The organism is Dactylosporangium fulvum (genome assembly GCF_025137375.1).
In the GTDB taxonomy this organism is placed as follows: Bacteria; Actinomycetota; Actinomycetes; order Mycobacteriales; family Micromonosporaceae; genus Dactylosporangium; species Dactylosporangium fulvum.
Genome location: NZ_CP073720.1, coordinates 2,703,165 through 2,715,912, shown reverse-complemented (window position 1 = coordinate 2,715,912; position 12,748 = coordinate 2,703,165). Strand labels below are relative to the sequence as shown.

The 12,748-nt window shown below is 72.6% G+C and carries 10 protein-coding genes; 8 read left to right on the top strand and 2 right to left on the bottom strand.

Annotated features, from left to right (window positions below; all coding sequences use genetic code 11):
* Nucleotides 1–3 precede the first annotated feature (3 nt).
* From Dfulv_RS12645 to Dfulv_RS12630, 4 genes are all read left to right on the top strand, one after another.
* Entirely contained in the window at nt 4–924 is a 921-nt protein-coding gene (locus Dfulv_RS12645; protein ID WP_259863056.1) for an ABC transporter permease, read from the top strand.
* Between the two features lie 5 nt (nt 925–929).
* Nucleotides 930–1,802 carry an ABC transporter permease gene (locus tag Dfulv_RS12640; RefSeq protein WP_259863054.1) on the top strand — a complete coding sequence of 291 codons (873 nt, stop codon included), beginning with the start codon at nt 930–932 and terminating at the stop codon, nt 1,800–1,802.
* Nucleotides 1,802–3,385, top strand: a complete 1,584-nt coding sequence (locus tag Dfulv_RS12635) for a dipeptide ABC transporter ATP-binding protein (RefSeq protein WP_259863052.1) — start codon at nt 1,802–1,804, stop codon at nt 3,383–3,385. The genes Dfulv_RS12640 and Dfulv_RS12635 overlap by 1 nt, the downstream gene beginning before the upstream one ends.
* Nucleotides 3,386–3,459: 74 nt before the next feature.
* Complete coding sequence (locus tag Dfulv_RS12630) at nt 3,460–4,143, top strand: GNAT family N-acetyltransferase (protein ID WP_259863050.1); 684 nt, start codon at nt 3,460–3,462, stop codon at nt 4,141–4,143.
* Between the two features lie 50 nt (nt 4,144–4,193).
* Here the strand turns inward: Dfulv_RS12630 and Dfulv_RS12625 are convergent, their stop codons facing one another.
* Nucleotides 4,194–4,964, bottom strand: a complete 771-nt coding sequence (locus Dfulv_RS12625; RefSeq protein WP_259863049.1) for an alpha/beta hydrolase — start codon at nt 4,962–4,964, stop codon at nt 4,194–4,196.
* A 416-nt stretch (nt 4,965–5,380) separates the two neighbouring features.
* Here Dfulv_RS12625 and Dfulv_RS12620 point away from each other — a divergent pair, with 416 nt between their 5' ends.
* From Dfulv_RS12620 to Dfulv_RS12610, 3 genes are all read left to right on the top strand, one after another.
* Nucleotides 5,381–7,297: a glycosyltransferase family 2 protein gene (locus Dfulv_RS12620; RefSeq protein ID WP_259863047.1), complete on the top strand. Its 1,917-nt coding sequence runs from the start codon at nt 5,381–5,383 to the stop codon at nt 7,295–7,297.
* On the top strand, nt 7,294–8,412 hold the full coding sequence (locus Dfulv_RS12615) for a glycoside hydrolase family 26 protein (protein WP_259863046.1): 1,119 nt from the start codon (nt 7,294–7,296) through the stop codon (nt 8,410–8,412). The genes Dfulv_RS12620 and Dfulv_RS12615 overlap by 4 nt, the downstream gene beginning before the upstream one ends.
* A gap of 81 nt (nt 8,413–8,493) precedes the next feature.
* On the top strand, nt 8,494–10,938 hold the full coding sequence (locus Dfulv_RS12610; RefSeq protein WP_259863044.1) for an Hsp70 family protein: 2,445 nt from the start codon (nt 8,494–8,496) through the stop codon (nt 10,936–10,938).
* A gap of 1 nt (nt 10,939) precedes the next feature.
* Here the strand turns inward: Dfulv_RS12610 and Dfulv_RS12605 are convergent, their stop codons facing one another.
* Nucleotides 10,940–11,191: an Lrp/AsnC family transcriptional regulator gene (locus Dfulv_RS12605; RefSeq protein ID WP_259863042.1), complete on the bottom strand. Its 252-nt coding sequence runs from the start codon at nt 11,189–11,191 to the stop codon at nt 10,940–10,942.
* Between the two features lie 161 nt (nt 11,192–11,352).
* Here Dfulv_RS12605 and Dfulv_RS12600 point away from each other — a divergent pair, with 161 nt between their 5' ends.
* On the top strand, nt 11,353–12,735 hold the full coding sequence (locus Dfulv_RS12600) for a condensation domain-containing protein (protein WP_259863040.1): 1,383 nt from the start codon (nt 11,353–11,355) through the stop codon (nt 12,733–12,735).
* Nucleotides 12,736–12,748: the final 13 nt, after the last annotated feature.

The window sequence follows — 12,748 nt, the reverse complement described above, 5'->3', positions numbered from 1 at the left end:
CACATGCTGGCCGCGATCCTGAAGCGCCTCGGCAGCGGGGCGGTGGTCCTCTGGGCCGCCGCCACCGCGGCCTACCTCGCCCTGCGGCTCGCGCCGGGCGACACCGTCGACACCCTCGTCGGTGACGGGCCGGACACCCCGCAGATCCGCGCCCAGATCGCCCGGGACCTCGGCCTGGACCGGCCGGCCGTCGTGCAGTACGTCGACTACCTGTGGCGGCTGCTGCACGGCGACTTCGGCCGCTCGTACGTGCTGCAACGGCCCGTCGTCGACATCATCGGCAGCCAGGTCTGGCCGACGGTGAAACTGACCCTGCTCGCCTCGGCGTTCAGCGTCGTCATCGCCGTCGGCCTGGCGGTCCTCACGGCCGGCCGGGCGCGCTGGCTGCGCGGCCTCGTCTCCGCCGCCGAGCTGACCGTCGTGTCCGCACCGGGGTTCCTCATCGGCATCCTGCTGCTCAGCGTGTTCTCGTTCCGGCTCGGCTGGTTCCCGGTCTCCGGCGACCGCGACGTGTCCGCGCTCGTGCTGCCCGCCGCCTCGCTCGCCCTGCCGGTCGGCGGCGTGCTCAGCCAGGTCATCCGCGAGGGGCTGGAGCGGGCCGTCGAGGAGCCGTTCGCGGTGACCGCCCGCGCACGCGGGCTCACCCGGCTGGCGCTGGTGTGGCGGCACGCCCTGCGCCACGCCCTGCTGCCCGCCGTGACCCTGGCCGGCACGCTGATCGGCTTCATGCTCAGCGCCGCCGTCGTCGTCGAGCGGGTCTTCGGCCGACCCGGCCTCGGCGAGGTCGCGACCGAGGCGGTCGGCAGCAAGGACATCCCGGTGGTCCTCGCCGTGGTGATGCTGGCCGCGCTGATCTACGTGGCGCTCAGCACGCTCGCCGACCTCGCGTACCTGCTGATCGACCCGCGACTGCGGAAAGGCTGAACCCGATGGCCGTCACCCTCCCGGCACCCCCGATCGTCGACACCACACCGCCCGAGGAGTCCGTCCGGCCGCGCCGCCGGCCGGCGCCGGGCGTCGTCGTGTCCGCCGCGTTCCTGGTGCTCGTCGTCGCCGCCGTCGCCGCGCCCGGGCTGCTGACCGGCACCGACCCGCTCGCCGCCGACCCGATCGGCGCGCTGCGGCCGCCGAGCGCGGACCACTGGTTCGGCACCGACCAGCTCGGCCGGGACGTGTTCACGCGGGTCGTGTACGGCGCCCGGTACTCGCTGAGCATCGGCGTCGCATCGACCCTGCTGTCGGTGGTCGCCGGCGGGCTGATCGGCCTCGTCGCGGGGCTGTCGCCCCGGTTCGTCGACGAGGTGCTCAGCCGCGGGCTGGACGTGCTGTCGGCCTTTCCCGAGGTACTGCTGGCGCTGCTCTTCATCGCCTTCACCGAACCCGGCACGCCCAGCCTCGTGATGGCGATCGCGCTGGCCTTCGCACCGCGCTACGGGCGCATGGTGCGGGCGCAGACGCTGCTGGTGCGCCGCGCCGGTTACGTGGAGCAGGCGGTGACGTTCGGGCTGTCCCGGTGGCGGCTGGCGGCCCGGCACATCCTGCCCAACGTGCTGGGTCCGCTGCCGATCCTCGCCACCATCGGGCTCGGTGCGGCGATCATCAACGCGGCCGCCCTGTCGTTCCTCGGCATGGGGCCGCAGCCGCCGTCGCCGGAGTGGGGCGCGATGCTGTCCGAGAGCCGCAGCTACCTGCGGGTCGCGTGGTGGGCGGCGATCCTGCCGGGCGTCACGCTGGTCCTGACCGTCATCGCGCTCACCTCGGTCGGCCGCCGGCTGCAGGAGCGCTTCGAGGGGAGGCACTGATGGCCCCGCTGGTGTCGGTCACCGACCTGCACGTGACGTTCCCCGGGCCGGTGCACGCCGTGCGCGGGATCAGCTTCGAGATCGAGCGCGGCGAGTGCGTCGCGATCGTCGGCGAGAGCGGCTCGGGCAAGAGCGTCACCGCCCGCACGCTCGTCGGCCTCGCGGGGCCCGGCGCCTCGGTCCGGGCCGGGAGCCTCGTCGTCGACGGCCGTGACGCCACCGGGTTCACGGACCGCGACTGGCGCCGCCTGCGCGGACGGACCGCCGGGCTCGTCCTCCAAGACGCCCTGGTGTCGCTCGACCCGCTGAACACGGTCGGCCAGGAGATCGGCGAGGTGCTGCGCACCCACCGGATCGGCACCGCCGCCGACCGCTCCGCCCGGACCACCGCGCTGCTGGAATCGGTGCACGTGCCGGAGCCCGCCGTCCGGGCGCGGCAGTATCCGCACCAGCTCTCCGGCGGGCTGCGGCAGCGCGCGCTCATCGCGTCGGCGATCGCCGCCGACCCGCCGCTGCTCATCGCCGACGAGCCGACCACCGCCCTCGACGTCACCGTGCAGGCGCAGCTGCTGCGGCTGCTCGCCGAGCGGCGCGCGGCCGGTTCGACGCTGCTGCTGGTGAGCCACGACCTCGCCGTGGTGTCGAGCATCGCCGACCGGGTGCTCGTCATGCGCGCCGGTGAAATCGTCGAGCAGGGGCCGACGGCTTCGCTGCTGGCGGCGCCGTCCCACCCGTACACGCGGCTGCTCCTCGCCGCCGTCCCCACCGCGGCGTCCCGCGGGCAACGGCTCAGCGTCGTCGACCGCACGCCGCTGCCGCCGCGGACCGTCGACCCGGCGCGGACCGTCCTGTCGGGCACCGGCCTCCACCGGCACTACGGCACCCGGCACGCGGTCGACGACGTGAGCTTCACCCTCGCCCGCGGCGAGACGCTCGGCGTCGTCGGTGAGTCGGGGTCGGGCAAGACGACACTCGCCCGGATCGCGCTCGGCCTCATCGAACCGTCCGCGGGAGAGGTGCGCCTCGGCGACGTCGTCTGGAGCGGGGTCTCCGAGCGCCGGCGACGGCCGCACCGGCGGCGGCTGCAGGTCATCTCGCAGGACCCGCTGAGCTCGTTCGACCCGCGGTACACCGTGGAGAAGCTGGTCGGCGAACCGCTGCTCGAACGCGGCCGGGCACGCCGGGACCGCGTGGTCGAGCTCCTCGAACGGGTCGGGCTCGGCGCCGCGCACCTGCGGCGGTATCCGCGGAACCTGTCCGGCGGGCAGCGCCAGCGGGTGGCGATCGCCCGGGCCGTCGGACCGCGGCCCGAGGTGCTGGTCTGCGACGAGCCGGTGTCCGCGCTCGACGTGTCGATCCAGGCGCAGGTCCTGGACCTGCTCGCCGACCTGCAGGCCGCCGACGGCACGGCGCTGCTGTTCATCTCCCACGACCTCGGCGTCGTGCACCATCTCGCGGACCGGGTCCTGGTGATGCACGACGGCCGGGTCGTCGAGGAGGGACCGGTGACGTCCGTGTTCACCGACCCCTCCCACGACTACACCCGCACGCTGTTGCGGGCGCTGCCGGCACTGACCGGCTAGCCGGAGGACTGTGCGAAGATCCCGGCGCGGTGGAACCTCACCGGCGAGCCGCCCGGCCTACCGATCGACGGGGAATGATGGACGACAGCATCCTGGACAGCCCGGTGTGGGCCGCGCTCAGCGGCCCGCACCGCCGGTTCGCCGAGACCGTGGGCCAGGCGGCACGCTACCAGCCCGACGTGTCGCCGTTCGTCGCCGTCGCGCCGACCGCCGGCCCCGGTGTGTGGGACGACGTGGCGAAGCTCGTCGGCCCGGGCTCGGCGGTGACGGTGACGGGCACCGCGCCCCCGCCACCGGCCGATTGGGAAGTGGTGATGGACCTCGCCGGCGTGCAGCTCGTCGACGTGTCCCTCGCCGCCGCGCCGGACCCGGCCGCGGTCGTGCTGACCGCGGCGGACGTGCCGGAGATTCTCGACCTGGTGGCGCGGACCCAGCCGGGCCCGTTCCTCCGGCGGACGGTCGAGCTCGGCACGTACCTCGGGATCCGCCACGAGGGCAGGCTGGTGGCGATGGCGGGCGAGCGGCTGCGTCCACCCGGCTGGACGGAGATCAGCGCGGTCTGCACCGACGCGGAGTTTCGCGGCCGGGGCCTGGCGACGCGCCTCGTCCGCGCGGTGGCGGCCGGCATCCGCGCCCGCGGCGAGCAGCCGTTCCTCCACACCTCGGCGTCGAACACCGGCGCGATCCGGCTCTACGAGTCGATCGGCTTCCGGCTGCGCCGCCGGACGAGGTTCCGCGCGGTCCGCGTCCCCGGCTGATCCCGGCGCCCGGCTCGGCCCGGCCCGCCCGCGTGGTGCTGGTCCCCTGATCATCGCAGCGGCAGCCAGGCGAGCACGTCACGGATCTTCGCGTCCCAGAAGCCCCACTCGTGCTCACCCGGCGAGAAGTCGACGGTGAGCGGCACCCCTTGCGCGGCGCAGGCGTCGCGGAAGACCACGTTGGACGGATGCAGCACGTCCTCGGTGCCGCAGGTCAGGTAGAGCGCCGGCGGGTTCTCGACCTCCCGGAGCAGGTGCAGCAGGTCGTCGCCGGTGCCCTCGATCGCGGGCGGGTCACCGAAGATCCGCTGCCAGATGCGCGGGTCCTCGGGCCTGGACAGCATCTTCACGCGGCCGGCCAGGTCGAGCACGCCGGAGAGGCTGGCGGCCGCCGCGAAGCGGTCGGGGTGGCGCAGGGCCAGCTTGAACGCGCCGTAGCCGCCCATCGAGAGGCCGGCGACGAAGGTGTCCTCGCGGCGCGCGGACAACCGGAAGAAGCCGCGGGCCGCCCGGGGCAGCTCGTCGGCGACGAACGTCCAGTACGGCCGGCCGAAGACCTCGTCGGCGTAGAAGCTGCGCTGCACCTGCGGCATCACCACGGCCAGGCCGAGCTCGGAGACGTATCGCTCCAGCGAGGTGCGACGCACCCAGGTCGTGTCGTCGTCGCTGAGGCCGTGCAACAGGTAGAGGGTGGGAAACTCGCCGGTGCGGTGGCTGCCGCCCATGCCGATCTGCCCGCTCGCCGATTCCGGCAGCAGCACCGTCATCGACGTGCTCATGCCGAGGGCGGCGGAGAAGAAGTCGCAGCGCAACAGCGCCATCCTGCTGCTCCCATCGTAGTGTCGTCAGCCGGTCACGCCGGAAGGTGCCGAAAATAGGTGCGGATTCGTCGGAACATTGACAGTATCAAGTCGACGCCACGCCTGATCCGCACAGCATGACGGACCGATCATGGAATGGTTCCGAAAAGCGATCGGCGGGCTCGCGGAGAATGGGCGGACATGTCCTGTCGGATCCGCTACATTCCCCATTCAGATCTTGGAAAACTCCTGCTCAAGGTCCATTTCGGCACCGAGTCGCCGAAGCACTTTCTCGATTCCGCTGGATGACCACCCGGCCTACGATCGGCGTTACATCCATCCATGCGACGCCGAATCATCATTTCCCGCGGAAAAGATCGGAGGCCGGGTCGTTGCTGGACACCGCCGTGCCCCGATCAGCGAACCCGGAACCCGCCGTGACCACCGGGAAACCCACCCGCGCCCAACAGCGCGTCGCGCGACAACAGCAGAATCTCGCCGAGACGCACCGCGCCTACGAGGCGTGCAACACCCTGACCGGGCCGCTGACCACTCCGGCGGGGCCGCACCTGCCCGTCGTCTTCCGGCACACGGCCCGTCCGGCGCAGCGGGTCGTGCTGTCGCTGCTCATCGCGGCCAATTTCCTCACCGGGCTGGTCTTCCTCGGCTGGCTCGTCCTGCCCCGGCACATCCCCGGACCGGACCTGCCGCAGGTCGGACCCGGCGACTGGCACGTGATCGCGGCCCGGATCGCCTTCTGCTTCGTGGTGCTCGGCGAGGGCGTGCGCCTGCTGCAGAACCTCGCGGTGTGGGTCTTCGCCTGGCAGGCACGCGACCCGGTGCCGATGGTGCCGGAACAGGGCCTGCGCATCGCGATGCTGACGACGATCGTGCCGTCGAAGGAGCCCATCGACGTCGTCGAGCGCTCCCTGATGGCGATGCAGAAGGTCCGGTACGCCGGACAGGTCGACATCTGGATCCTCGACGAGGGCGACGACCCGCGGGTCAAGGCGATGGCCAAGCGGCTCGGCGTGCACCACTTCAGCCGCAAGGGCCGGCCCGGGTTCAACCAGGAGCACGGCGCGTTCCGGGCGAAGACCAAGTCCGGCAACCACAACGCCTGGCGGGCCACCCACGAGCACGTCTACGACGTCGTCGCGCAGATGGACCCCGACCACATGCCGCTGCCGAGCTTCCTCGAGCGCACCGTCGGTTACTTCCGCGACCCCGACGTCGCGTTTGTCGTCGCCCCGCAGGTGTACGGCAACATGCACAACGGCTGGGTCGTGCACGGCGCCTCGGTCCAGCAGTACCTCTTCAGCGGCCTCATCGAGCGCGGCGGCAACGGCTTGAACGCGCCGCTGCTCATCGGCACCAACCACCTCTACCGGCCGCTCGCCTGGGCCGTCGTCGACGGCTACCAGGACTCGATCATCGAGGACCACCTCACGAGCATGGTCGTGATGGGCGCGAGGAACCCGCTCACCGACCGCCGCTGGAAAGGCGTCTACACACCCGACGTTATCGCGATCGGCGAGGGCCCGACGAGCTGGACCGACTACTTCAACCAGCAGAAGCGCTGGGCCTACGGGGTGTGGGAGATCCTGCTGCGCCGCAGCCGGCCGCACCTGCGCAAGCTCGGCGCCGGGCAGCGGCTGTGCTACGGCCTCGTCCAGTCCTACTACCCGAGCGTCGCCCTCGCCGCGGTGTCCGGCGTCGCGGCCACCGGCACGTATCTCGGCCTCGGCATCAACGCGGCCGACGTCGACTGGCGGCTGTGGCTCGGCCTGTGGTCGGCGAGCATGGGCACCTGGGCGGTGCTGTGGCTGTGGCTGCGCCGCTTCAACCTGGCCCGGCACGAGCGCACGGAGCTCGGTGTCCACGGCATGCTGCTCGCGCTGTTCGCCGTGCCGATCTACGTGGCGGCGGGCACGGCGGCGCTGCTGCGCAGGCCGCTCGCCTACGCGGTGACGGCGAAGGGCCGCCTGCGCAGCGTCGACGGGCCGAAGTCGTTCCGCACGCACGCCATCTGGGCGCTCGTCGGCGTCGCGCTGCTCGGCTCGAGCGCCTGGTTCGGGTACGACTCCTGGGCCCTGCGCCTGTGGGCCGCCGTCGGCGTGCTCGTCGGCGTGCTGCCGCCGCTCATCGCGTGGTGCACCTGGCTGCGCGACCGGCGCGCCGCGGAGCCCGAGGACGAGGACGCGCCGCCGACACTCCTCATCACGATCAAGGGCACCGCTTCGGCGCACGGGTCGATCGACGTGTCCGACCTGCCCACCGTCCCGAGGATTCCGGCGGTGCCGACGGCCGGCCTGCGACCCGCCGCCGCACCCGCGCGCGGAGGCACCGCATGATCACGCTGCCCCGCATCATGGCCCTCGCGCTGCTGCTCATCGGCGGCTACGTCTTTGTGGTCGCGCCGCGCGTCGAGGCCATGACGTCGCCGTCCGCGCGCTGGGAGGAGAAGCTCGCCGAGCCGCTGCCGACGTTCACACCGGGACCCCGGTCCTCGGCCCCGGTGCTGTTCCCGCCGGTGGGCAGGGCCTTCTTCGGTGTCTTCACCGACCGCGGCCCCGGCGACCTCACCGACTACAACGGTTTCGTGCAGGCGGCCGGGAAACAGCCGCAGGTGATGATGTTCGCCCGCGGCTGGGCGGTCCACAAGACGTTCGACCGGCAGCCGTTCGACCGGATCGTCAACCGGGGTATGCTCCCGATGCTCGGCTGGGAGCCGTGGGACTACCGCGGGGAGTCCGATGTGGACACCGAGCGCGGCACGCAGCCCGAGTACCGGCTGGCGAGGATCACGGGCGGGGCGTTCGACCCGTACATCCTGGCCTGGGCCGACGGGATCAAGGGCCTGGGGTATCCGGTGGCGATCCGGTTCGCGCACGAGATGAACGGTTACTGGTACCCCTGGTGCGAGTCCGCCAACGGCAACCGGCGCGGCGACTACGTGGCCGCCTGGCGGCACGTGCACGACCTGTTCGAGGCGGCCGGCGCGCGGAACGCGATCTGGGTGTGGAGCCCGAACGTCCGCTACGACAACTCGACGCCGCTGTCGCAGCTGTACCCCGGTGACACCTACGTCGACTGGGTCGGCCTCTCGGGGTACTACGGCACCGCCCACATGGAGCGGTACCGCACCTTCGCGCAGATCTACCAGCCCACGCTCAACGAACTGCAGTCGGTCTCCAAGCGGCCGGTCGTGGTCACCGAGGTCGGCGCCACGGACGAGGCCGGGCGGAAGGCCGAGTGGGTCGCGGACCTGCTCCGGACGCTGCCGAAGCACCCGGAGATCATCGGCTTCCTGTGGTACGAGTCGGTCAAGGAGACCGACTGGCGCATCGCGGCGTCGAAGTCCGCGTCGGAGGCGTTCGCCAAGGGTGTGGCCCAGCCGTACTTCGACACCCGGTGGTCCCCGTCCCAGGTGCCCCGAACCGCGCCGCCGTCGTCCCGATCGGGGTGACGGTTTGGTGTCGTACCGTGCCGCTGGCATCGCCGCCGTCATCGATTCGGACAGGGAGCATCACAGCATGAGGAGGTCGTCGTGACGAGCGGCTTCGTCGTCGGCATCGACCTCGGCACCTCCAACACGGTCGCCGTGATCCGGTCCCCCGACGGGCGTCGGCGCCCCGTCCTGTTCGACGGCGCGCCGCTGATGCCGTCGGCCGTCTTCATGCAGGATAACGGGCAGCTCGCGGTCGGTCGCGACGCCCAGCGGCTCGCGCAGCTCGACCCGGGCCGCTTCGAGCCCAACCCGAAGCGCCGCCTCGGTGAGGCGGCGGTGCTCCTCGGCGACGCCGAGGTGCCGACCGTGCACCTGCTGACCGCGGTGCTGCGCAGCGTCGCCGTCGGGGTCGGCGAGATCACCCGGCTCCCGCCGCCCGCGGTGCTGACCTGTCCGGCGTCGTGGGGCCGGATGCGCCGCTCCCTGCTCCACGACGCCGCGGTCGCGGCCGGCTTCCCGCAGGTGAGCCTGGTGCCCGAGCCGGTCGCCGCGGCGCGGTACTTCATCAGCGCGCTCAACCACCCGCTGCCCCGCGGCTCGGCCATGGCCGTCTACGACTTCGGCGGCGGCACCGTCGACGTCGCGGTCGTGCGCAACGACGAGCAGGGCTTCACCGTCATCGGCTCCGGCGGCCTGGAGGACGCCGGCGGCCTCGACATCGACGCGGCGCTCGTCGAGCTCCTGGGCGAGGTACTGCGCACGACCCAGCCGGACGTGTGGCGCCGCCTCGAGCAGCCGGTGACCGCCCAGGACCGCCGCGACCGGCGGCTGTTCTGGGATGACATCCGCGGCGCGAAGGAGATGCTGTCGCGCACCACGGCCGCGCCGGTGTCCGTGCCGGGTGTCGAGGCCGCGCTCCACCTCACCCGTGAGGAGCTGGAGCGGCGGATCGGGCCGATGATCCGCCGTACCGTCGCGGAGACCGCCCGGGTCGTCCAGGAGTGCCACCTCGAGACCGACCAGCTCGCCGGCATCATGCTCGTCGGTGGTTCGTCACGCGTGCCGCTCGTCGCCCGGATGCTGCACCGCGAGCTGCGGATCGCGCCGACGGTGCTGGAGCAGCCGGAGCTCCCGGTCGCCGAGGGCGCCGTGGTCCACCCGGCGGAGCTCGGCACCGACGGCCGGCTCGGCGTCGCGACCGGGTCGGCGCCGGTGGGCGGTGCCTTCGGCGGCGGGCATCAGGCGCCGCCTGCCGGGCCGCGGTCTTCTGTGTACGGCTCGCCGAGCACCGCGCCGGTCTCGTCGGCCGCCGCCTCGGTCACACCGGTGTCGACCGCGCCCGTGTCCGCCCAGCCCGGCTCGGACGTGCCGGTCCCGGTGTCCCCCGCGTTCGCCGCCTCCGGCACGCCGGTCTCTCCCGCGGCGACGGTGGCGGACGTCGCCGGGCACGGAGCGAACGCGCCGGTGCGGCTCGCCGCGGAGCCGGGCGGCGAGGCTCCTCCGGCGACGGGCCGCAACCGCCGCATGCTGCTCGCCGGGCTCGTCGTGCTGCTCGTGCTCATCGGTGGCGGCATCTGGGCGCTGACCGCGTTCCGGGACAAGGAGAACCGCGGCGGCACCGGTGCGGCGCCGGAGCCGATCGGCTCGTGGAAGCGGTTGCCGGACGTCCCCACCGAGGCCGACGGCGCGAAGGTCGGGATCGAGGCCGCCGGCGCCGCCGTCGTCGGCACGAGGCTCTACGTCATCGGCGGGTTCACCGCCGCGGACCCGCGCAAGCATCTCGCGTCGGTGTGGATCTACGACCTGGAACAGGGCGACCGGGGCACCTGGGTGAAGGGGCCCGACCTTCCCAGGCCGACCAGCCACATGGGTGTCGTCGTGGACCCGGTGGGATCGCTGTGGGTGATCGGCGGCTGGACCCCCAACGGCGCCAGCGACCAGGTGTTGCGGCTGGACAAGGACGGCAACTGGGCGGCGAAGGTCCCGCTGCCGGAGTCGCGCAACTCGGGCGCCGCGGTGTGGGACGGGCAGGGCATCGTCTACGCGGGTGGCACGGGCACGGACGGCATGGCCAAGGACACGATCTGGGGGCTGAGCAACGACGGCACCAAGTGGCAGGTCGTCGGCAAGCTGAGCAAGCCGCGGGAGAAGCTCGCCGCGGTGAGTGACGGGGCCGGGACGGTCCTCTTCGTCGGCGGGGTCTTCCAGCGCAACAACAACGAGCAGTACGACGACGTCGACATCCTGCGGCAGCGGAAGGTCGTGGACACCGACCTCAAGCTCGACCACCCCCGCGAGGGCGCCGCGGCCGTCAAGATCGAAGGTGTCGGCCTCTGCGTGCTGGGCGGCCACAACGGCTCGGAGGTGTACGACTGGTGGTGCGAGGACCAGTCCAAGACACCCCTGCTGCCGAAGCTCACGATGCCCCGCGCCGGCATGGCGCTCGCCACCGGCCGCGGTTCCATCTTCGTGATCGGCGGCTACAGCCCGGCCGAGCAGCTCCGCGGCACCAACACGGCCGAGATGTTCACGCCGGAGCGGTGACCTACGGCAGCACGGCGCCCACCTGCTTCACGTGACGCAGGGACGGGGCGGACTCCACGCGTTCGACGCCCGGGAGCGGGCCCACGCGGCGGGTCAGGTATCCGTACAAGGCCGCCATGTCGGGGCAGATCACCGTCACGACGACGTTGGTCTCGCCGGTCGTCGCGGCGGCGAAGACCACCTCCGGGTGGCCGGCCAGCGCCTTGCCGACCGTCTCCAGGTGGGCCGGGGCCACGGAGAGCCAGAGCAGCACCCGCGCGTGGGGCGGCGCACGGACGTCGCCGCCCGGGCCGTCACGGCCCTTGTCGCCTGAGTCGAACCCTTTTGGTCGATACGACCTCTGTCGATCGATGTGGCAGCATCCCCCCGGGGAACCGGTGTGCCCGGGGCACGCCGCAACATCGGGAGGCCGGAGTGGTGGAGCAGATCATCGTCCCGTTCGAGGGCGACGGCGCCGGTGTCGGCGGGCTCGCGTGGGGTCAGCAGCAGGTGTGGCGGGCCATGGTCGAGGTCGACTCGTCGATGAGCATGGGCGGCGTCGTGCCGGTCCTGGACGACCGGACGGTCGAGGACTTCGCCGCCGAGCTGCGGTTCTTCATGAGCCGGTACGGGTCGATGCGCAGCAAGCTGCGTTTCGGCCACGACGGCGAGGTGACCCAGGAGGTCTTCGGCTCGGGTGAGGCGACCCTGTGGGTCCACGACACCCGGCCCGGCGAGGATCCGGCCGCCGTCGCCGACGCCGTGTTCGCGGAGTGGAAGGCGCGGAACTTCGACTACGCCTACGAGTGGCCGATCCGGATGGCGGTGGTCCGCCGGGACGGCGCCGCCACACACGTGATCGTCCTCGTCTGCCACCTCGCGGCCGACGGCGGCGGACTCGCCACGATGATCCGCGAACTGGGCGAGCGCGACCCGGCGACGCGGGAGCCCGCCGGGCCGCACACCGCGATGCAGCCGTTCGAACTGGTGGCCGCACAGCTCGAGCGGGGCGCGCAGCGCCAGACCGACAACGCGATGCGGTACTGGGAGGGCCACCTCCGCAGCATCGAACCCCGGCGGTTCGCACCGGCCGCGGACCGGGGCGAGCCGCGATTCCGCCAGGTGGTGTGGCGGTCGCGGGCGCTGCTGCTGGCCGGCGAACGGCTCGCCGCCCGGCTCGGCGTCGACGCGGCGCCGGTCCTGCTCGCCGCGTACGCCGTCGCGTTCGGCCGGATCACCGGCGGCACACCGTTCGTGTCGCAGGTGATCGTCAGCAACCGCTTCCGCCCCGGCCTCGCCGACGTGGTGAGCCCCCTGGCGCAGAACGGCCTGGTGGTCTTCGACGTGACCGGGGTCGACGCCGAGGAGGCCGTCCGGCGGGCGCGACAGGCGTCGATGAGCGCGTCGAAGTACGCATACTACGACCCGGGCGCCCGCCTGGCCCTGATCAAGCGGATCGCCACGGAGCGCGGCGAGCCGGTCGATCTGGCGGTGTTCTACAACGACCGCCGGGTGACGCTCCGCACCGCCGCCGCAGGCGCGGAGCCGTCCGACGACGAGATCGTCGCGGCCCGCGCCGAGACGGCGGTGGTGCTGGAGCGGCCGATGGTGTTCTTCAACGAGGAACTGATGATCAACGTCGACGACGTCCCGGACACGGTGCAGATCACCACGGAGGTCGACACCACCGCCCTGGCGATCGAGGACCTCTACGCCCTGCTGGCCGAGATGGAGTCGTTCACGGTCGAGGCGGCACTGGACCCGTCGGCCCCGACCGCCGTCCGCGACCTGTCGGAGTCCTACAGCTCCAGGTCGTAGGCGCTCACCCGGC